This is a genomic window from Cupriavidus oxalaticus (genome assembly GCF_004768545.1).
Lineage (GTDB): Bacteria > Pseudomonadota > Gammaproteobacteria > Burkholderiales > Burkholderiaceae > Cupriavidus > Cupriavidus oxalaticus_A.
The window spans coordinates 731,620-752,980 of sequence record NZ_CP038635.1 but is presented as its reverse complement, the minus strand read 5'-3'; the positions used below and the strand labels follow the sequence as shown (position 1 = coordinate 752,980).

Annotated in this window: 14 protein-coding genes; 6 read left to right on the top strand and 8 right to left on the bottom strand. The window is 69.0% G+C overall.

Annotated features, from left to right (window positions below; all coding sequences use genetic code 11):
• Positions 1-34 precede the first annotated feature (34 nt).
• The 4 genes from E0W60_RS14275 to E0W60_RS14255 form a co-directional block, all read right to left on the bottom strand.
• Positions 35-1,351 carry an IS4 family transposase gene (locus E0W60_RS14275; RefSeq protein ID WP_135704128.1) on the bottom strand — a complete coding sequence of 439 codons (1,317 nt, stop codon included), beginning with the start codon at positions 1,349-1,351 and terminating at the stop codon, positions 35-37.
• 123 nt (positions 1,352-1,474) lie between these two features.
• Positions 1,475-1,813: a P-II family nitrogen regulator gene (gene glnK / locus E0W60_RS14270; RefSeq protein WP_006162803.1), complete on the bottom strand. Its 339-nt coding sequence runs from the start codon at positions 1,811-1,813 to the stop codon at positions 1,475-1,477.
• 241 nt (positions 1,814-2,054) lie between these two features.
• Positions 2,055-2,753, bottom strand: coding sequence for a hypothetical protein (locus tag E0W60_RS37345; RefSeq protein ID WP_205751647.1), 699 nt, complete (start codon positions 2,751-2,753; stop codon positions 2,055-2,057).
• A gap of 158 nt (positions 2,754-2,911) precedes the next feature.
• Complete coding sequence (locus tag E0W60_RS14255; protein WP_135704741.1) at positions 2,912-4,960, bottom strand: NAD(+) synthase; 2,049 nt, start codon at positions 4,958-4,960, stop codon at positions 2,912-2,914.
• Between the two features lie 205 nt (positions 4,961-5,165).
• On the opposite strand from E0W60_RS14255, the gene E0W60_RS14250 reads away from it, so the two are divergent.
• The gene (locus E0W60_RS14250; RefSeq protein ID WP_135704739.1) at positions 5,166-6,407 is read left to right on the top strand and encodes a GNAT family N-acetyltransferase; all 1,242 of its coding nucleotides are present in this window, start codon (positions 5,166-5,168) and stop codon (positions 6,405-6,407) included.
• A 13-nt stretch (positions 6,408-6,420) separates the two neighbouring features.
• Here the strand turns inward: E0W60_RS14250 and E0W60_RS14245 are convergent, their stop codons facing one another.
• Entirely contained in the window at positions 6,421-7,005 is a 585-nt protein-coding gene (locus E0W60_RS14245; RefSeq protein WP_431189900.1) for a cytochrome b, read from the bottom strand.
• Between the two features lie 129 nt (positions 7,006-7,134).
• Positions 7,135-7,662 (bottom strand): inorganic diphosphatase, encoded by a 528-nt coding sequence (gene ppa, locus E0W60_RS14240; RefSeq protein ID WP_029045751.1) that lies wholly within the window; start codon positions 7,660-7,662, stop codon positions 7,135-7,137.
• A 202-nt stretch (positions 7,663-7,864) separates the two neighbouring features.
• Between ppa and E0W60_RS14235 the strand changes: the two genes are divergently transcribed.
• The 5 genes from E0W60_RS14235 (at position 7,865) to E0W60_RS14215 (ending at position 12,812) form a co-directional block, all read left to right on the top strand.
• Positions 7,865-9,301, top strand: coding sequence for an aldehyde dehydrogenase family protein (locus E0W60_RS14235; protein ID WP_135704737.1), 1,437 nt, complete (start codon positions 7,865-7,867; stop codon positions 9,299-9,301).
• The gene (locus tag E0W60_RS14230) at positions 9,294-9,536 is read left to right on the top strand and encodes a hypothetical protein (protein ID WP_133093973.1); all 243 of its coding nucleotides are present in this window, start codon (positions 9,294-9,296) and stop codon (positions 9,534-9,536) included. Before E0W60_RS14235 ends, E0W60_RS14230 begins: the two co-directional genes overlap by 8 nt.
• A 63-nt stretch (positions 9,537-9,599) precedes the next feature.
• A complete protein-coding gene (locus tag E0W60_RS14225) occupies positions 9,600-10,358 on the top strand; it encodes an SDR family oxidoreductase (RefSeq protein WP_133093972.1) in 759 nt (252 codons plus the stop codon).
• 78 nt (positions 10,359-10,436) lie between these two features.
• Positions 10,437-11,744, top strand: a complete 1,308-nt coding sequence (locus tag E0W60_RS14220; protein WP_133093971.1) for an MFS transporter — start codon at positions 10,437-10,439, stop codon at positions 11,742-11,744.
• Between the two features lie 249 nt (positions 11,745-11,993).
• Positions 11,994-12,812 carry a hypothetical protein gene (locus E0W60_RS14215; RefSeq protein ID WP_135704735.1) on the top strand — a complete coding sequence of 273 codons (819 nt, stop codon included), beginning with the start codon at positions 11,994-11,996 and terminating at the stop codon, positions 12,810-12,812.
• A gap of 164 nt (positions 12,813-12,976) precedes the next feature.
• Here E0W60_RS14215 and E0W60_RS14210 read toward each other — a convergent pair whose 3' ends face one another.
• Positions 12,977-18,961, bottom strand: coding sequence for a hybrid sensor histidine kinase/response regulator (locus tag E0W60_RS14210; protein WP_135704734.1), 5,985 nt, complete (start codon positions 18,959-18,961; stop codon positions 12,977-12,979).
• A 139-nt stretch (positions 18,962-19,100) separates the two neighbouring features.
• Positions 19,101-21,341, bottom strand: coding sequence for a methyl-accepting chemotaxis protein (locus E0W60_RS14205; RefSeq protein WP_135704732.1), 2,241 nt, complete (start codon positions 21,339-21,341; stop codon positions 19,101-19,103).
• Positions 21,342-21,361: the final 20 nt, after the last annotated feature.

Sequence of the window (21,361 nt, the reverse complement as noted above, 5' to 3'; positions counted from 1 at the left end):
AAGAAAGAAAGCCGCCCGGTTGGGCTAATGCCGTTCAGTTAAGGTCCTTTCTGAGGAAGCGGACGGTGTAGCGCTTAGGCAGGGCTTTGACTTCACGGGGGCACTTACGCCCCCGTCGCTTTTGGACGATCGCCAACTGAAGTTTGGCGCGCATGCGCTGCAGGTGGGCCGGCAGCTTGCCTGGGGCCATGCCGGCTGCCCAGATCAACTCGCCCTGTATCAGGCGCAAGGCCAGCACAAAGCTCAGGTCGGTGGGCTCGGCGCGGGCCTCGAGCGCAGCCTTGGCCATCTCCAGACGCACCAGGTTGTACGCAATCAGTGCCCCCCAGATTTCCTGATGCACGCCCTCAGGCTGGCGGCTGCGCAAGGTCAGTTCGGCCCCGAGCATCGTCTGCTTCAGTTCTCGATAGCTGGTTTCGATTTCCCAACGGCGCTTGTAGCACCCAATGATGTCGGCTGCCTTGAAGCGCCGACGGTCTGTCAACGAGGTCAACAGGACGCGGTCTGAGTCCTCGTCCCGGATCGCGCGAGCTGTCCAAGTCTCTGGCAAGGCAGGATTCTTGCGGCGAGCCTGAGGCGAGACCTTCATCTGGACGATGCCATCGCCCTCGTTGCCTGAGAGCAGCTCCCACTGCAGATTCTTCTTGGCGGGGATCAGGAAGTGGCGCTCGCTGCCGCCCATGCGCAAGCCCCACAGGATCTCTGCGGCCAGAAAGCCCTTGTCAAAGATCGTTAACGAATGATCCGGGATCCGCTCAATGAGCTCCTTGGCATAGAGCATCTCGTTGCGCCCATAGCAGCCAAAGGCGATATCGGCAACAAGATGGGTGGGAACAGCCGTGAGCGAGACCCCGCGGACTTGTGGATAGCTGGCGACCTTGCCGCTGGCGTAGCTCTGCGCGCCAAAGTGGAGGCGATTCTCAGGGCTATCGGCAGTGCGGAAGGTGGTCCCATCCATGGCGTAAAGCGCCAAGCCCTTCCATTTGTAGTGCGCAGCATCCTGAGCCACCCACGCCCGTGCGGTCTGCTCGAACAGCCACAACAGAGGCTTGTCTCCAAGCCGCTCGCGGGCTTGGGCGATCCCGCTCTTGCTGACACAGGCGTTGGCATCGTTGGGCAGTGCCAGGTCCAGCGTCTCCAGCACATCGGGAATCGATTGGTGCCGATAGAGCGCCAGCGCGATGACCAGCCAGACCACCTGCTCTGCTGGCAGTCGGCGCCGGCGAACGGACGCTGTCCCCGAGGCTGCCAGCGCTTGCTCAATCCAAGCCATCGGCAGGTGCTCGCTGAGCCGGGCAAAACTGGCCGGCTCACTAAGCTCAAGGGTGGCGTGGACTTGTTCCGATAGCATCGGAACGGCAAGTTAACAGCTCGACACCTTGTTTACAACCCCTGCAAAGAAAAATGCCGTTCAGACTTAACTGAACGGCATTAGCCCGGTTGGGCGGCTTTCTCGCATTTGCAGCCGGCGCTATCAGACCGCGGCTTCGTCCTGCTCGCCGGTACGAATGCGGATCACGCGTTCGATCTCGGTCACGAAGATCTTGCCGTCGCCGATCTTGCCGGTATGCGCGGCCTTGACGATGGCGTCAAGTACGGTGTCCAGCTGGTTCTCGGCCACCACCACCTCGATCTTGATCTTGGGGAGGAAGTCGACGACGTATTCGGCGCCTCGGTAGAGCTCGGTATGCCCTTTCTGGCGGCCAAATCCCTTCACCTCGGTCACCGTCAGCCCGGTCACGCCGACGTCAGCCAGTGCCTCACGCACCTCGTCGAGCTTGAACGGTTTGATGATGGCGGTAATCTGCTTCATGACTGGCCCCTGGTTATGTTTGTTCACGCGCCTGGCGGCGCACCACCGCGGACGCGGCGCTCTCCGGCTGGCATTTTAACAGCCATTGGCGCCATGCATTCCCCGCAATCCCGCGCCCGGCGCGGCCGGAACGTTCGACAGCGCGCATCGCAGGGCCGCGCGATGCCGCTTGTGCCTGTGGACAACCCTGTGGACAGCCCCCGGGAAATCCTGTGCAGAGCCTGTGCAAACCCTGTGCAAATCACCCGGTCACGCCGTGCTGAGGAAGCGGCGCCGATAGTCCGAAGGCGCCACTCCGACACGACGCAAAAAGGCGCGCCGCAGGTTGTTGGGATCGCCAAGCCGGCCAGGGCAGCCACGCGCTTGAGGGGATGGCGCGAACCTTCATCCGGCGCCTGCTTCCATAGCGTGGGGCCGCCCGCCACCAGCAGCGTGTCGATGTCGTCACTGGCGGTCTCCAGCGTCGCGTCCGGTTCGATGCGCATGCCGCTGGAGGCAGTGAGCATCCCAGGCGCCGGCGCGATGATCTCGAACTGGTACGCATCCGGTTGCCCGGCCTGGCGTGCAAATCCGCCAGCTCGGTATGCCTGCCCGCGCGCTGCAACGCCACCAGCCGGCTGCGCTGGTCACCTATCAGCGCAGCGTCGCCGCCGGCTTCGCGCACCCGGGAGGCAACCCGCTTCAGCAGGAAGCGCTCGCCGATCCACCCCTCCGCGGTTTCCACGGTGGTGTAGGCCAGCACCTCGTATGGTCGCGGCGGCTCGCCCCGCATCCAGAAGTCGACGCCGCCGACGTGTTCCCGTGCGCCGCCCTGGCGGTGCCGCAGCAGCGGCTCGCCTTCGTGGCGCCGGATCGGCGCCTGGATGCAGGCCGCGAGACCCACGCAGCACAACAGCAGCAGGGCGGGAACCCTGGCCCGCTTCGTCAAAGTTGGCTTCATCTGATTTCCTCTGCTTCGAATGCAAACGGCGCGCAGTCTAGGCAGGAAATCCGGCGCTGCGTGGCCAGTGGCGGCGAGCGCTTGCCGCCTGACGGCGCTCCCGCAGGAAAATGGCCCGCACAGTGCTGGCCATTTCACTGCTCAGCGACACTGGGGCATCAGTCCGGCACCTTCTCCAGGTCCGCCAGCCACACCGCCGACTCCGAATCGCTCGGCGCGCGCCAGTCGCCGCGCGGCGACAGCGAACCGCCCGACCCCACCTTGGGCGCGTTCGGGATGCAGGACCGCTTGAACTGGCTGGTGCGGAAGAAGCGGTCGAGAAAGATCGCGAGGTTGCGCTTGATCTCTGCTAGCCCGTACTGGTTGCGCGCCACCTCGGGCCCGTACGGCCACACGCCGCGCTCGCGGTCGGCCCAGGCGTGCTGGGCCAGGAAGGCGATCTTGGACGGCGTGAAGCCGAAGCGCAGCGTGTAGTAGAGGTTGAAGTCCTGCAGCTCGTACGGCCCGATGGTGCTTTCGGTCTTCTGCTCCGGGCCATGGTTGCTGTCGCCGGGCACCAGCTCGGGGCTGATGTCGGTATCGAGCACTGCCAGCAGCACGTCCGCCCCACCCTCGCCGATCTGGCCGGTTTCGGCGACCCAGCGCACCAGGTGCGAGATCAGCGTCTTGGGCACGCTGGCGTTGACGTTGTAGTGGGACATGTGGTCGCCCACGCCATAGGTGCACCAGCCCAGCGCCAGCTCGCTCAGGTCGCCGGTGCCGATCACGATCGCGCCCTGGAAATTGGCCAGCCGGAACAGGTGGTTGGTGCGCTCGCCGGCCTGCACGTTCTCGAAGGTCACGTCATAGACCTTCTCGCCGGCGGCGTACGGATGGCCCAGGTCCTTCAGCATGGCCAGGCAGCTGGGACGGATATCGATCTCGGTGGCGCTGCAGCCCACCACCTGCATCAGCTTGCGCGCCTGGTCCAGCGTGCGGTCGCTGGTGGCGAAGCCGGGCATGGTGTAGGCGAGTATATTGGCGCGCGGCAGTCCCAGCCGGTCCATTGCCTTGGCGCAGACCAGCAGCGCGTGCGTCGAATCCAGCCCGCCCGAGACGCCGATCACCACCTTGCTGATCTTGCTGGCCGACAGCCGCTGCACCAGCGCCTGCACCTGGATGTTGTAGACCTCCATGCAGCGCTCGTCGCGCTGGCGCGGATCGGCCGGCACATACGGGAAGCGCGCCACGTTGCGTGCCAGCGGCAGCGACTTCTCGCGCGGCAGGTCGAGCGCGAAGGTGACCACGCGGAACGCTTCCACCTCGGCCTTGTGCCGGCGCACCGAATGGCCGAAGGTGACCTGGTGCATGCGCTCGCGCGACAGGCGCTCGACATCGACGTCGGCGAACAGCAGGTGCGAGTCGTCGGAGAAACGCTCGGATTCGGCCAGCATTTCGCCGTTCTCGTAGATCAATGCCTGCCCGTCCCAGGCCAGGTCGGTGGACGACTCGCCCTTGCCGGCCGAGGTGTACAGGTACGCCGCCAGGCAGCGCGCCGACTGCTGCGACACCAGCTGGTGCCGGTAGCCCGATTTGCCGATCACGATATTCGATGCCGACAGGTTCACCAGCACGGTTGCGCCCGCCATCGCGGCGAACGACGACGGCGGCACCGGCACCCACACGTCTTCGCAGATCTCGGCATGGAAGCGGAAGAACGGCAGCCCTTCGATATCGAACAGCAGCCCGGCGCCGAACGGCACGTCCTGGCCCAGCAGCCGCACGCTGTCGACCGTGGCGCAGTCGGCCGCGCTGAACTGGCGCCCTTCATAGAATTCCCAGTAGTTGGGCAGGAACGACTTTGGCACCACGCCCTGCACACGGCCCGCGGCCACCACCACGGCGCAGTTGAACAGCTGGTGCTGCACGCGCAGCGGCATGCCCACCACCATCGCCAGCGGCAGCTTGCGCGAAGCTTCGACGATGGTGCCGAGCGCCGCCTCGCACGCATCGAGCAGCGTGCGCTGGTGGAACAGGTCGTCGCAGGTGTAGGCCGACAGGCCCAGCTCGGGGAACGCGGCCAGCACCGCGCCGCGCTGCGCAGCCTGCGTGGCCAGCGCCAGCGTCTCGCGCGCATTGAAAGCCGGATCGGCCACGCGGCAGACCGGCACGCCGACCGCCACGCGGGCAAAGCCGTGGGAATAGAGGTTGAAAAACGGAGTCTTCATTTCGGGCCCTGGGGTATGGCAGGCATGGGGCGGGTCATCCGCGCCTGAACCTGGGGGTGACGCATATCCGCCATTCTACGTCGCTACCCGGGGGCGCGCCGCCCGTGCCTTGCCGCAGCGCCTGCACGCCGTTTCCGGTAGACTCGAGCCGCGCCATGCGCCGTCGCGCGCGGCAATCCCGTCTCCACCCCTTCAGCTACAGCCCATGCAGTCGGATTCCGGCGACACGGCGGCCACAGGCAGCCGCGCAGACGACCAGAAGGTCCACCAAGCGGACATTTCGGACTACCAGACGCGCATCGTCTCCGACCTGGCCGAGATCGACCCGGCCGCCTGGGACGCGCTGCTGGCGCGCCAGCCCGAACCCACGCCGTTCCTGCGCCACGCTTTCCTGCATGCGTTGCATGCCAGCGGCAGCGCATGCGCCGAGACCGGCTGGCATCCGCGCTTCCTGACGTTGTGGGCGGGCGACCGGCTGGCCGCGGCAATGCCGCTCTATGCCAAGGCGCATTCGTACGGCGAGTACGTGTTCGACTGGGCCTGGGCCGATGCGTATGCCCGCCACAACATCGAGTACTACCCCAAGTGGCTGTCGGCGATCCCGTTCACGCCGGTGCGCGGCGCGCGGCTGCTCGCTGAAGATGCGCAGGCCCGCCGGCTGCTGCTGGAGGTGGCGCTCGCGCTGGCGGCGGAAAGCGGCATGTCGTCGCTGCATGTTCTTTTTCCCGACGAGGCCGAAGCCGGGCTGATGCAGCAGGCCGGCATGCTGATGCGGCACGGCGTGCAGTTCCACTGGACCAATGGCGGCGAAGGTGGCAGCAAGCCCTACGCCAGTTTCGACGACTTCCTCGCCACGCTGTCACAGAAGAAGCGCAAGAACATCCGCGCCGAACGGCGCCAGGTGGCGCAGGCCGGCATCACCTTCCGCCACCTGCGCGGCCACGAGATCGATGAAGAGGCCTGGCGCTTCTTCAACCGCTGCTACCGCCAGACCTATCGCGAGCACCATTCCACGCCCTACCTGAACCTGGACTTCTTCCGGCGCATCGGCGCGGCGATGCCGCAGCACCTGCTGCTGGTGGTGGCCGAGCGCGCGGGCCAGCCGATCGCCTCGTCGCTGCTGGTGTACGACGATGCGCCGCAGGTCAGCACGCTGTACGGCCGCTACTGGGGCGCGCTCGAATACCACCCCTGCCTGCACTTCGAGACCGCGTACTACCAGCCGCTGGAGTTCTGCATCGCCCACGGCATCCGCACCTTCGAAGGCGGCGCGCAGGGCGAGCACAAGATGGCGCGCGGCTTCCTGCCGGTGGCGACGCGCTCGGCGCACTGGCTGGCGCATCCCGACTTTGCCGATGCCGTGGAGCGCTTCCTCGCGCGCGAGCGCCACGGCATCGACGCTTACCTGGACGAACTGGGCGAACGCAATCCCTTTGCCCGTTCCTGAGCCGCCGTGGCGCTCAGCGCCACATGCGCCGCAGCGTGTTGTCGCCCAGCATGTAGTGGTGGAACAGCGAAGCCATCGCATGCAGCCCGATGACGAGGTAGAACGCGGTCCCCAGCGTTTCGTGGATGGCCTTGACCGTTTCCTTCAGCGCGGGGTCCGCCGCCACCAGCGCGGGCACTTCGATCCCCAGCGAAGGCAGCGCCAGCAGGTGCCCGCCGGCATTCATCGCCAGCAGTCCCAGCAGCGGCTGCGCCAGGATGAACAGGTACAGCACCCAGTGCATGGCTTCTCCCGCCAGATGCATCCAGCGCGGGCCGGGTTCCGGCGCCGGTGCGCCGCGCACCAGCCGCCACAGCAGCCGCGGCACCGCCAGAACCAGCACCAGCGCCCCGGCCCATTCATGGATGTCCATGGCCAGCACGCGCGCCGGCGTGCCCTTGTCGAAGTTGCCCTTCAGTTCGATGGCCGCATACGCCAGCGCCACCAGCACGAACACCGCCCAATGGAAGCACACCGCGAGCCGGTCATAGCGGCGCGATGGCGACAACACTTCCGGCAGGCCCTGCATCGGCTTGATGCCCTGAGTAGCGCGGTTCATGGTGGGTTCTCCTTCCTGGTTGACACGGACCCAGCGTAGCGCAAGCGGCACGGACGGGTCCTAACCGCCATCAAGCGACGGGCAACAAAAAACCCCGCCGCGGCGGGGTTTCTTCAGCGACGGTTCAGCTTACTTCTTGTAGTTGGCCACGCCGTCGGTGATTTCCTTGTGGGCTTCCTCGATGCCGGCCCAGCCTTCGACCTTGACCCACTTGCCGGCTTCCAGTGCCTTGTAGTGCTCAAAGAAGTGCTTGATCTGGTCCAGCAGGTTCTGCGGCACGTCCGACAGGCCCTTCATGTAGGCGGTGGCGGGCGACAGCTTGTCCACCGGCACGGCGACCAGCTTGGCGTCCACGCCCGACTCGTCGGTCATCTTCAGCATGCCGAGTGCACGGCAGCGCACCACGGCGCCGGCCAGGATCGGGAACGGGGACAGCACCAGCACGTCCACCGGGTCGCCGTCGCCCGACAGGGTCTGCGGAATGTAGCCGTAGTTGGCCGGATAGCGCATGCCGGTGCCGATGAAGCGGTCCACGAACAGCAGGCCGGTTTCCTTGTCTGCCTCGTACTTCACCGGATCGCTCTGGGCCGAGATCTCGATGATGACGTTGAAATCGTTGGGGATGTCCTTGCCCGGGGTGACGAGGTTGAAGCTCATGCGGTTCTCCAGATGCCTGCGCTGTGTTGTCGGATGGCGGGCATTATAACGGCTCGCGCCTGACCGGTTGCTGACAAGCCAGGCCCGTTCTGACTTCCCTGCTCGCTGCAACGCGTTGCAGCGACGCCCGCGTGCGCGATAATGGCGCATTCTTCAGCCGACACTGAATAGCCGCAGCCTTCGTGCTGCGCCGGAGCCACCCATGCATGCCCAGCACTTTGTTGCCAACCGCCTGATCGCGCCGGACAACGGCCTGCGCATCAAGGTGTTCGACCCGTCCAACGGCGAGCCCTTCGCCGAGATCGCCCGCGGCAACGCCACCGACGTCAACGTTGCGGTCCACGCCGCGCGCCAGGCCGCCGAGGGCGCCTGGGGCCAGATGGCCCCGGCCGAGCGCGTGCGCCTGCTCAACCGCGTCGCCGTGGCGCTGATCGCGCATGAAGAGGAACTGGCCGCGCTGGAAGCGCGCGATACCGGCAAGCCGCTGCGCCAGGCCCGCGCGGACGCCCGCGCGGTGGCGCGCTACTTCGAGTTCTACGCCGGCGCGGTCGACAAGCTGCACGGCCAGACCATCCCCTACAACCCCGGCTACACCGTGCTGACGGTGCGCGAGCCGCACGGCGTGACCGGCCACATCATCCCGTGGAACTACCCGCTGCAGATCTTCGGCCGCAGCGTGGGCGCGGCGCTGGCTGCCGGCAATGCCTGCGTGGTCAAGCCGGCCGAGGACGCCTGCCTGTCGCTGCTGCGCGTGGCCGAGATCGCCGCCGAGGCCGGCCTGCCCGAAGGCGCACTCAATATCATCACCGGCTACGGCCACGAAGCCGGCGCCGCGCTGGCGCGCCATCCCGGCATCCACCACATCTCGTTCACCGGCTCGCCGCAGACCGGCAAGCTGGTGTCGCAGCTGGCCGCCGAGAACCACGTGCCGGTCACGCTGGAACTGGGCGGCAAGTCGCCGCAGATCGTGTTTGCCGATGCCGACATCGATGCGCTGGTGCCGGTGGTGGTCAACGGCATCGTGCAGAACGCCGGCCAGACCTGCTCGGCCGGCAGCCGCCTGCTGGTGGAGCGCCCGGTCTATAACGCGCTGCTCGACCGCATTGCCTCGGTGTTCGAGTCGCTGCGCGTGGGCCCGGCCGAACTCGACCTCGAATGCGGCCCGCTGATCAGCCGCAAGCAGCAGCAGCGCGTGTGGGACTTCGTCTCCGACGCGCAGCACGCCGGCGTGGCGGTGATGGCGCAGGGCCAGATCGTGGCCGAGGCGCCCGAGGCCGGCTACTACCAGGTGCCGATGCTGTTCCGCGATGTGCCGCCCGCGCATCGGCTGGCACAGGAAGAAGTGTTCGGCCCGCTGCTGGCGGCCATGCCCTTCGACACCGAGGCCGAAGCCATCGCGCTGGCCAACGGCACGCCCTACGGCCTGGTCGCCGGCGTCTGGACCCGCGACGGCGGACGCCAGCTGCGCCTGGCGCACAAGCTGCGCGCGGGCCAGGTCTTTATCAACAACTACGGTGCCGGCGGCGGCGTTGAGCTGCCCTTCGGCGGCAGCGGCCAGTCCGGCTACGGCCGCGAAAAGGGCTTCGAGGCGCTGTACGGATTCACCACACTGAAAACCATCGCCATCCAACATGGGTAACATCAATTTCCTTTCCGTCGCATTTGCCATCTTCTTTTTCTGGATGGCGTGGCACGTGCGGAACAAGCGCGCCACCAATCCCTCCGGCATGCCGCGGCTGCAGGTGTTCAAGCGCAAGTGGGGCGATGTGGTGGGCGACCGCGTGCACTGGTGCCTGTATGTGGCGCTGCCGTTTTTGCTGGCGGTGATGATGGTCGCGAATGCGTTGCGCGGGCGGGGGCCGTTTTCGCATTGATATCGCCGCACTGAACGATTCCCCGCACCGATCACCGAAAATCACAACACAAGGAGACAAGCGATGAGACTGGCCAACAAGGTAGCGATCGTCACCGGCGGCGGTTCCGGCTTCGGCGAAGGCATCGCCCATACCTTCGCCCGCGAGGGCGCCAGCGTGCTGGTGGCCGACCTGCGCGAAGACGGCGCCGAGCGCGTGGCCGCGGCGATCCGCGAGGCCGGCGGCCAGGCGCGCGCGGTGCGCGCCGACGTCTCGCGCGGCGACGATACCGAGGCCATGCGCGAGGCCGCGCTGGCCGCCTTCGGCGACGTGCATATCGTCGTCAACAACGCCGGCACCACCCATCGCAACAAGCCCATCCTCGACGTCACCGAGGATGAGTTCGACCGCGTCTATGCGGTCAACGTCAAAAGCATCTACTGGTCGGCGCGCGCCTTCATCCCGCACTTCCGCCAGCGCGGCGGCGGCGTGTTCGTCAATATCGCCTCCACCGCCGGCATCCGCCCGCGGCCTGGGCTGGTCTGGTACAACGGCAGCAAGGGCGCGGTCATCACCGCCAGCAAGGCCATGGCGGCCGAGCTGGGCAAGGACAATATCCGCGTCAACTGCGTCAACCCGGTGATCGGCGCCACCGCGCTGCTTGAAGAATTCATGGGCATGCCCGACACGCCCGAGAACCGCGCGAAGTTCCTCGCCACCATCCCGATGGGGCGCATGTCGACGCCGCAGGACGTGGCCAATGCCTGCCTCTACCTGGCTTCCGACGAAGCCGCCTTCATCACCGGCACCTGCATCGAAGTCGACGGCGGGCGCTGCGTCTGAGCCCTGCTTCACCGGCATTTCCTTGTCGTAACACCGCTGTACCGCGTCGCAAGAACGCAAACATCCTCAGGAGACGGCATGACAACGACCGCAGTAACCCCCGGCGTCGGCGACGCCGCCTTTGAAGATGCCACCTACCGCAAGGTGAGCTGGCGCCTGGTGCCTTTCCTGCTGCTGTGCTACGTGGTGGCCTACCTGGACCGGGTCAACGTCGGCTTCGCCAAGCTGCAGATGCTCAACGACCTGAAATTCAGCGAGACGATCTACGGGCTGGGCGCAGGCATCTTCTTTATCGGCTACTTCCTGTTCGAAGTGCCCAGCAACGTGATCCTGCACAAGGTGGGCGCGCGCATCTGGATCGCGCGCATCATGATCACCTGGGGCGCGATCTCGGCGGCGATGATGTTCGTCACCACGCCGACCATGTTCTACGTGCTGCGCTTCCTGCTTGGCATTGCCGAGGCCGGCTTCTTCCCCGGCATCATCCTGTACCTGACCTACTGGTACCCGGCCAACCGGCGCGGGCGCACCACCACCTTCTTCATGACCGCGATCGCGCTGTCGGGCGTGATCGGCGGCCCGCTGTCGGGGTGGATCATGCAGTCGTTCGACGGCCACAACGGCTGGTCGGGCTGGCAGTGGATGTTCCTGCTGGAAGGCGTGCCGTCGATCCTGGTGGGGCTGTGGGTGCTGGCCTACCTGGATGACCGCATCGCGCACGCCAAGTGGCTGACAGGCGAGGAAAAGGCGCTGCTCGAGCGCAACATCGCCGCTGAAGACGCGCACAAGGAAGACCCGCCGATCCGCACCGTGATGTTCAGCCCGCGCGTCTGGCTGATGAGCGCGATCTACTTCTGCTTCGTCATGGGCCTGTACGGCGTCAGCTTCTGGCTGCCGACCATCATCAAGCAGACCGGCGTGAAGAGCGCGCTCGACATCGGCCTGCTGACCGCGATCCCGTATGGCTGCGCGGTGATCGGCATGGTGCTGGTGGCGCACAGCGCCGACCGCAGCGGCGAACGGCGCTGGCATATCGCAATCCCGGCGCTGCTCGGCGCGTTCGGCCTGCTGCTGTCGGTGCATTGGGCCACCGATACCACGCTGGCCATGTTCGCGCTGACGCTGGCCACCATCGGCATCCTGACCACGTTGCCGCTGTTCTGGAGCCTGCCCACGTCGTTCCTGGCCGGCACCGGCGCGGCCGCGGGCATTGCGCTGATCAACTCGCTGGGAAACCTCGCCGGCTTTCTCAGCCCGTATGCGGTGGGCTGGCTCAAGGACCTGACCAGGAGCACGGACTCCGGCATGTACCTGCTGGCCGCGTGCCTGGTGGTAGGCGCGGCGCTGACGCTGTCGGTCCCGGCCCGGCTGGTGAGCCGCAGGTAGGCAAGGGCGTCGCGGGTAGCCTGCAACGGCGCTTTCCGGCAAGGAAAGCGCCGTTTTTTCATGGGATCTGCGCAAGTGCCTGGCGCGGCGCTCGTGCGGCGACGATGCGCCATCCGCTGACGCCGATGTAGGACCACACCCGGCAGTGTGGCCCCGGCTTGCGCCCTAGCATGGAAAGGAAGACACCCGGAGTGATCCACACGGGGTCCTCCGGGCACGTGAATCCTGAAGATTGCCAAGGAGGCCACGATGCCGCACCTGCCCCCGTTTGCCCCTACCCAGTCACTGAAGCGCGTCGAAGCGCGGCTCGCACGCCGCACTCGCGTCAAGCGCCTTGTGATCGCGCTCAGCGCCGGCGTGGTCGCGCTGCTGGCCCTTGTCCCGGCGGCCAGCCATGCCCAGGCACCCGTGGTCGAAGCCGCGCCCGCATCCGCCACGCCTGCGCCAGCTCCGGCAGCTACTGCTCCGGCACCGGCTGCTCCGGCAGCGACCGCCCCTGCCCCGGCTGGTGCCATCGCGCCAACGCCGGGCGTGAGCCCGCCCGCGACGCAGCAGCCCACCACCATGCCGCCGCCAGTGGCCCAGCCTGCGCCGCCGGCACCGGCACCGGGTACTGCAGCCCCGCCGCCAACGGCCTCGCCGGCACCGGCACCGGGCGGCGCCGCACCTGCCGTGCCCGCTCCGCCGCCGACCGCGGCCCAGCCACGCCCGCCGCTGACCACGCCGCCGCCTCCGCCGCCACGGGACGCCATGGTGCAGCGTACCGCGGGACCGGTGACCTATATCTGCGGCGGCGTCGCCGAGGACGAGCAGGTCGCGCTGCAACGGCTGGCACGCAACTTCAACATGAGCCTGCTGTTTACCCAGGGCGATCGCGGCGAGTACCTGTCCGATGTCGACGTGAAGCTGATGCGCGGCAACAAGGAAGTGGCGAGCTTTGTCGCCGACGGGCCGCGCTGCCTGCTGAGGGCGCCGAGCGGCACGTACAGCGTGCGGGCGACTTACCAGGGCCGTACCAAGACGGCCACGGTGAGCACCGGCGGGCGCAACAACCAGATGCGCTGGTAGGTTTCAGGGTGGCAGCGCCGCGACGCGGCGTTGTTGGAGGAGAGGAACAGCGCGGCGTCTTGCGATGCCGCGCTTTTTCTTTTGGCGGGATGCTTTTTGCCGAATGCCTTACGCAAACTGACGGTGGTCTCCCTCTCCCGCAAGCGGGAGAAGGGAGCAAACACTCAGGCGGGCGGCCCCTCGCCCAGCATCTGCGCCACCGATGCCGCCGTCCCCGCAGCGCGCGCGCCCAGCAGGCGCTGCAGCGTGGCCAGCAGGTGGTCTTCGTTATACGGCTTGCCGAGGTAGACGTTGACGCCGATCTCCTCCGCATAGCGGCGATGCTTGTCCGCCGTGCGCGAGGTGATCATCACCAGCGGCATGTGCGCGGTACGCGAGTCGGACCGCACGTTACGGGTCAGGTCAAAGCCGTCCATGTTCGGCATCTCGATGTCCACCAGCATCGCATCCGGCATCACGTCCTGCAGCTGCTTGAGCGCATCCACGCCGTCGCGCGCCAGCACCACCTGGTAGCCGGCGCGGCCGAGCAGACGCTGGGTCGCCTTGCGCACGGTCAGCGAATCGTCAACCACCATCACCGTGGGCTGCAGCGCCAGGCCCCGCACCGGCGCGGCGCTGCCGTCGCCGGCCAGTTCGGCGACCGCGCCCAGCGGCCCGGCCACCGGTTGCGCCAACTGCGGCGCCAACTGCGGCGCCAAGTCCGGCGCGGACTCCGCGGGAACCACCTGCTGCGGCGCGGGCTGGCCGCGCTCGCGCAGCAGCCGCTGCGCCAGCACCACCGGGTTGTAGATCAGCACGATCTCGCCGTCGCCGAGCGTGGTCGCGCCGGCAATGCCTTCCAGCCGCGCCAGCTGCGGCCCGATGTGCTTGACCACCACTTCGCGGTTGCCGACCACCTCGTCCACGTGCACGGCGACACGTTCGGCGCCGCTGCGCACCAGCACCACCGGCGAGTACTTGCGGCCGGCTGCCACGCCGTTGCCCTCTTCCAGCAGCGCGCCGAAATAGAAGAACGGCACCTCGGCGCCGGCCACGGCGAAGCGTCCCTGGTTGTAGGCCTCCACCAGCGCCGGCGCGCGCAGCTGCTGCACCTGGTCGATCATGCCGCTGGGTACGGCATAGCGCCGCGCGCCCAGCGAGAACACCAGCACCTGCGTGATGGCCGTGGTCAGCGGCAGGTGCACGGTAAAGGTGGTGCCCTGCCCGGCCTTCGAGGCCAGCGTGATGCGGCCGCCCAGCGCCACGGTCTCGGCGCGCACCACGTCCATGCCGACGCCGCGCCCGGCGAGCTCGGAAACCGTGTCCGCCGTGGAAAAGCCGGGGGTGAAGATCATCTCGGTCAGGCGTGCCTCGCCGGCGTCGTCGTCCGGCGCGAGCAGGCGGCGCTCGACCGCGCGCGCACGGATGCGCGCCAGGTCCAGCCCGTTGCCGTCGTCGACGAAGTGCAGCACCACTTCGTTGCCTTCCTGCTGCACCTCGAGCGTCAGCGCGCCCGTGGCGGGCTTGCCGGCGGCGCGGCGTTGCGGCGCGGGCTCGATCCCGTGCACCACCGCGTTGCGGATCAGGTGTTCGATCGGGCCGGCCATGCGGTCCAGCACGGAGCGGTCGATCTCCACCGTGCCGCCCTTGATCAGCAGCCGCACTTCCTTGCCGGTCTCCGCGGCGGCCTGGCGCGCCACGCGGTACAGGCGCTCGGCCAGCGCGTCGAACTGCACCATGCGCGCCTGCATCAGGCTGCGCTGCAGCCCGCGCGTCAGCCGCGCCTGTGCGGCCAGGTCGCCGGCGGCGCGGTCGAAGCCGCGCTGCAGGTTCTGCTCGACGGTGGCCACGTCGTTGACCGATTCGGCCATCATCCGCGTCAGTTCCTGGAAGCGGGTGAAGCGGTCGAACTCGAGCGGGTCGAACTCCTGCTTGTGCTGCGCGTCGGCGATGCGCGACGCCATCTGCGATTCGGCCTGGATCTCGATCTCGCGCAACTGGCCGCGCAGGCGCGCCACGTTGTCGTTGAGTTCGCCCAGGTAGGTGCGCATCGCGTCGAGTTCGCTGTCGAGCCGCGCGCGCGTCGCGCCGACTTCACCCGCCTCGTTGATCAGCGTATCGAGCGCGCGCGCCTGCACGCGCACCAGCGCACGCTGCGGCTCGGCGGCCGGCGTGAGCCCGGTGGGCGGCATCGGCACCATCACGTCCGCGGGCCCGGGCATGACCGGCAGCATGGAGCCCGCACCGGCAACGTCGGCGGCAGGATCCAGGGCCGCTTCAGGGTGCGCTTCGGCAGCGGGTTCCGCCTCATCCTGCGGCGACACGCTGAGGCCGTTGATCACATCGGGGTCGTCGGCGGGCAGCAGGCGTCCGGCCTGCAGCGCTTCGGCGTGCGCGAGGATGCGGTCGTACCAGGCGTAGAGGCGCGCGAACAGCTGCGGCCCGGCGCCCTGCCCGGCCTGCGCGCGCAGGCTGGCATCGAGCAGCGTCTCCATCTCGTGCGCGGCCTGCCCCAGCGCCATCGCGCCCGCCATGCGCGCACTGCCCTTGAGCGTATGCAACGCGCGCAGCACCAGTCCGCCGTGGCGCGTGTCCGCCGGCGCCGCTTCCCAGGTGCGCACCAGCTTGCCGAGTTCGGGCAGCGTGCCCTGGGCTTCCTCGAGGAATATCTGGACCAGCGCCGGGTCAGGCGCGGCGTCAGACGCGCGGGCCGCAGCGTCGCCGGCCGCCACCGCGACCGGCGGCCGGTGCGAAGTCGGCAGCGCGATCACCACGGCATCATGCTGCGCAGGCGGCGCGGGCTGGGCCGGCGCAGGCGCGGGCTCAGCCACCAGCGGCACTTCGTCGTCCCCGTGCGGCGGCTGGCCATAAAGCTGCGCCATGTCATCCACCGGCGCGGACGCTGCGGGCACGGCCACGCGCGGGCGCAGCAAGGCGCGTTCGCCGAATTCCACCAGGCTGCGGCGCAGGCCGGCGTCGGCTTGCGGCCACACGCCGGCGGCAAACTGGTGCAGCATGCCGCGCAGCCGTTCAACCGCCTGCTCCAGCAGGCGGAAGTCGCCCGGATGCATCGCCACCGGGTGCGAGCCCAGCTGCAGCAGCAGTCCTTCCAGCGCTTCGGCGATCTCGCGCACCGGCTCCAGCCCCACGGTCGAGGCACTGCCCTGCAGCGTGTGCGCCACGCGCAGCGCCAGTTCGCTCGGGCACGGATGGTCCTCGTGGCGCCATTCGGAAACATCGGTGGCGAACTGGCGCAGCAGGTCGTCGGCCTCTTGCAGGTAGACGTTGTAGAGCGCCAGGCCGATGCGCACCGGGCCGATGACCTTGTAGTTGTCCTCGTCGCTGGACAAGCCGCCGGCCAGGCGGAACGGAATGACGTTGTCGTCGTCGGCGGGCGTGTCCTGCGGTGCCGCCGCGCCCGGCTGGCTGTCGTCCGCGGACGCTGCGCGCGGAGCTTCTTCGGGGATGGAGGGCTCGGCTGGCACCGCCTCGTCGGCCGTCGCCAGGCCGCCGTCGCGCACCGCCTCGGCGGTCGCCACCAGCGGCGCAATGTCGTGCGCCGCAGCTGCATCGCGGTGCAGCTGTGCCACCCACACCGAGAGCTCGGCGTGCGCGCGGCGCAGCAGCGACAGCAGCGCCGGCGCCGGCGCGCGCGCCTCGGCGATCCACAGGTTCATCACCTGCTCCACCGCCCAGGCGGCTTCGCCGTAGCGATGCAGCCCGACCATGCGGCTCGAGCCCTTGAGCGTATGGAAGGCGCGCCGCACGCGGCTGAGCGTGTCGGCATCGCCCAAGGCATCGACACCTGCGTTGAGGTCGCCGGCAATACCGCCCAGTACCTCGTCGGCTTCGTTCAGGAAGATGTCGAGCAGCTCGGCATCGACCGCCGCGCTGTCGCCGGCGGCGGGCAGGGCCGGCTCTGCGGCAGCGGCAGGCAGGGGCGCGGGTTCGGGTTCGCCCGCGGCATCTGCCAGCGCCAGCATCAGGCGGCCGGCGGCATCGTCGCTGCCAGCCAGCCAGGCATTGCATTGGGTGGTGGCATCGGCGGCGCGGCGCCGCAGCGGCGCGTTGTCGTCGATTGCGGCCTGGTCTGCCAGTGCCTGCAGCGCGGCACGCAGCCGCTGCACCTGCGGTGCGTCGGGCATGGGGCCGGCGTGCAGCGCTTCGGCCGCGGCGTCGCGCGCGGCAGCGAGCGGATGCTGGAAAGCGCGCCCGTCATCGGCGGCTGCGACTTCGGCGGGGATGTCTTGACGGCGGGCGCGGCCGAATTCAAGCGCATCGGCAAAGGCATGGACGGTGCCCAGCTCTGCCGCCACGGCGGCGAGCAGTTCGGTGCGCAAGGCGGCATCGGAAGCGTGGGAGGCATCGCCAACCGCGGCCAGCCGCTCATTGACAGCCTGCACCGCAGCCATGGCCCTGCCCGCGTCGCCGGCCAGCGCGGCCGGTAGCGCCGGCGACGCCTGCAGCCGCTCCAGCGTGTTGCCCAGCGCCGCGAACGCCTGGCGCGCATCGCGCAGGTGGCCGGCGCCGTCGGCACGCGCGGCGTTGCGGTCATAGCTGTCCAGCCACGATTCGCCGCTGTCGAGGTGCGCGCGCAGCTGCGCCACGGCCTCGCCGCGCAGCGCCTGCGCGCGCGCATCGTCGACCATGCTGGCCAGCCACGCCGGCGCGCCCACGGCGGGATCCGACAGCGACTGGTGCAGGCAGTCGGCCAGTGCCTCGCACTGCGCGGCAAAGCGCGCCGCGGCGGGATGGGCGGATTGTCCGTGCACGCGCCACGGCAAGGCGAGCGCACGCGCCAGGAACAACGCGATGCCGGTGGCGCCCAGCGCTGCGGCACGGCTACGCTCCCAGTCGGGCCCCGCGGCCGACACCGCCGCCTGCGACAGGCAGCGCTGCAGCGGCGGCTGTCCCAGCGGCTGCGCGGCTTCGGCGAGCGCCGCCAGCGCGGTTTCCCAGCCGGCCTGGTCGCCGGCAGCGGCCTGCTCCAGCCCCGCGGCGGCCTGCTGCAGGTTGCGCGTATCGATCGGGTCGAGCCAGCCGTAGTAGCGCAGCCGGAAGTCGGCATCGGCCACCGCGTGCGCGGCGTCGAGCCGGAAGGCCGCCAGCGTACGGGCGATGACGCTGCGCGCGGCAGCCGCGCCATCGGCCTGGACCGCGTCTGCGGCAGCCGTTTTCGCCAGCCCCGTGCACACTAGCAGGAACACGGCATCGTTCAGCAGCGCCTGCGGCACGCGCACATGCCCTTGCTGGTACTGGCGCAGCAGCAGGTTGGCACGCCCGGCAAAGCGCTTGGCCAGCAGGTCGGACGGCAGCAGTCCATATGCAAGCGCGCGGAACACCAGCCCCAGCACATGCCACACGTCGCGGTCCGGGTGGTCGGCGGCGCGGCGCGGCTCCTGCTCGTTGGCGCGCACTTCATCCAGCGCCGCATGCAGTGGCAGCCAGGCCTCGCGCAACAGGGCCGGGTCCTGGCACGCGGCGGGCAGGCGCATGGCCTTCAGCAGCGTGGCCTCGAACTGCTGGCGCGCGCGCGTGATGGCGGCGGGGCTGCGCGCCGGCAGCAGCATGCCGGGCAGCATCTGCAGCTCGTCGAGCCACAGGTCGGCCGGATGCACGCGCTCCTCGCGCAGTTGCGCCAGCACGCCGGCGTAGGGCTGGAACAGCCGCAGCGGGGCCTCGTCGTCGCCGGCCATCAGGTCGTCGACATACTCGGCCAGTGCCTGCACGCCGGCGCGGAACACCGCCAGCGCCTGCGCATCGGCGGCAAGCTGGCCGGCATCGATGGCCTCGAGCAGGCGCCGCAGCGCCTGGCAGTACGGATCGGTGCCGCGCAATCCGACGATATGCACCGCGCCGGCGGCCTGGTGCAGGTGCTGGCCGGCGAGCCGCAGCGAGGTGGTATCGCGCGCGCCCAGCGCCTCGGGCGCCTGGCGGATTTCATCGACGTAGTGGCCCAGCTCCGCGGCCGCGTCTTCGAGCGCGCCGCGCAGGCTCGGCGCGAGCCACGCCAACCCGGACAGGTCGCGCGCCGCGCCGCCGGCGTCGGCCGGCGCGGCAGTGGTGGCCGATGCGGGCAGCGGCGCCGCTTCCGGTTCGGGCATGGCGGGCGCCGGCAGCGATGCGTTGGCATCGGCCGCTTCGCTCGGGAGGGGAAAATTCATGGACATGACGGCTTCCAGTGCGGCGCCGCCAGGGCGGCCGCGGGCGGCCCGCCGCGGCGGCAGGCAGGCGCTGGGTTGGCTTGTTGGCAGGCGTGGCGGCAGTTGCCGCGCTGCGCGGAAGCAGTCGCAGGCGTCATCCGGCCACTCAGGCGATCTTGAAGCGCGACACCGAGTTGCGCAGTTCCTCGGACAGCAGCGTCAGCTGGCGCACGGATTGCGCGGTCTGGCGCGTGCCGCTGGTGGTCTGCTCGGTAACCTGCAGGATGCGTTCGATATGGCGCGCCACCGTGGTGGCAAGGTCGGCCTCGTGCGAGGTGGACTGCGAGATCTGCTCGATCAGCTCCGCCAGCTGGCGCGACACGCGGCCGATCTCGACCAGCGCCGCGCCGGCGTTGTCCGACAGGCGCGCGCCTTCGACCACGCCCTGCGTGCTGCGCTCCATGGCGTGCACGGCGTCCTGGGTATCGGTCTGGATGGTGCGGATCAGCGCGCCGATCTGCTTGGTGGCCTCGCCGGAGCGTTCGGCCAGCCGCTGCACTTCCTCGGCCACCACCGAGAAGCCGCGCCCGGCTTCGCCGGCCGAGGCGGCCTGGATGGCGGCGTTCAGTGCCAGCACGTTGGTCTGCTCGGTAATGTCGGAAATCAGCTCGACGATTTCACCGATCTCCTGCGACGATTCGCCCAGGCGCTTGATCCGCTTGGAGGTTTCCTGAATCTGCTCGCGGATGTCGTTCATGCCGGAGATGGCGTTCTGCACCGCCTGCTGGCCCTGCTCGGCCGCGGTCAGCGAGGCGCGCGCCACATTGGCCGACTCGGCCGCGCCGCGCGACACCTGCGTGATGCGGTCGGCCATCTCCACCACCGATTCGCCGGTCTGGCGGATCTGGCGCGACTGCTCCTCGGTGGTCGACAGCAGCTGGGTCGAGGTGGCCTGCACCTGCCCCGACGCCTGCGTCACCTCGCCCGCGGTCTGCTGCACCCGGCCGACCAGCTCGCGCAGTTCTTCCACGGTGTAGTTGACCGAGTCGGCGATGGCACCGGTGATGTCCTCGGTCACCGTGGCCTGCCGCGTCAGGTCGCCGTCGGCGATATCCTGCAGCTCGTTCATCAGTTGCAGAATGGCCTTCTGGGTGTTGTCGTTGTTGCGCTTTTCATCGAGGCGGCGCGCTTCGGCCTCGCGTTCGCGCGCCTCGGCTTCGAGGGCGCGCATGCGCGAATCGCGCAGGTACAGCGCGGCCAGGCCGACCAGGCATAGCAGCGTCAGCAGCGCGGACACCACGGTCGCGCCCAGCGTCACCGGGCGCAGGCGCGCCGACTCCGCATACGCGCGCTGCAGGGCCGACAGCTCGCCGCGCAGCGCCTCGTTGTCGTTGAAGATCTGCTGCTGCGCGCGCTTGGCGGCGATCAGGCCGGGCAGGTTCTGCAGAATGGTCTGGGTGGTCTTCTGCACCGCGTCGAAACGCTGCGACAGCTGCTTCAGGTAGCCGCGCGTCTCTTCGTCGGTGGCGGCATTCAGGCGCAGCGCTTCGCTGCCGTTCATCAGGCCGTCGAGCGTCTCGCGGAAGGTGTTGGTGTCCTTGCCGAGCAGGAACGCGGTCTCGGGGTTGACGCCTTCGCCGGCCAGGAACTCGTTCAGGTTCTTGCCCAGGCGCTGCGTCAGCATCACCAGCTGCGCGGACGCCGCCACCTCGCGCGCATTGGCGCCGGACTGCAGCTTGATCGCGGCCACCTGCTCGGCGGCTTCCAGCAGTTCGGGGTTCGACGCGTTGAAGACCTGCAGGGTCTGGCCGATCGTTGTCAGCACAGGCCGCTGGGCCAGCACGTCGGCCGCGCTCTTCTCCGAGCGCTTCCACGACGTCATCGCGGTTTCCAGCAGCGGCGCGGCATCGCCCGTGGTGGCGCGCACGTGTTTCTCGTCGCTGCCGTCCTGCAGCGCCTTCAGGTCCTTCGCCAGCGTCTCCTTGGACTCGCGCAGCTGCGTAAAGGCCTGCGCATTGCCCAGCAGCGCCACCGGCACCGCCTTGCCCAGGCGCTGCGAGTGCATCAGCATGTCGCCGGCGATCTCGATCTGCGCCGCGGCATTGTTGGCGATGCGGTTATCCAGGTACACCGAGCCCAGCAGTGCCACCAGCGACACCACCACGCCCACGGTCAGCACCCGCTGCTGCGACGAGAACGGCATGCGGCCCATCCACGCCGACACGTGCTCCAGCGGCGTGGCGCCAAGCCCGGCGGGTGCGGCCGACGCGGCAGGTGTGGCAGATGCAGGTTCCGCGGGCGCGGCTTCCCGGCCGCCGGCATAGGCCATGTCCGGCCCGCCGCCAAGGGCGGCGGCGGCGTCGGCTGCCGGCGTACGCCGGCCCAGGCTGAATTTCTTGAAACCCATGGCACCCTCTTCCGTTCTAT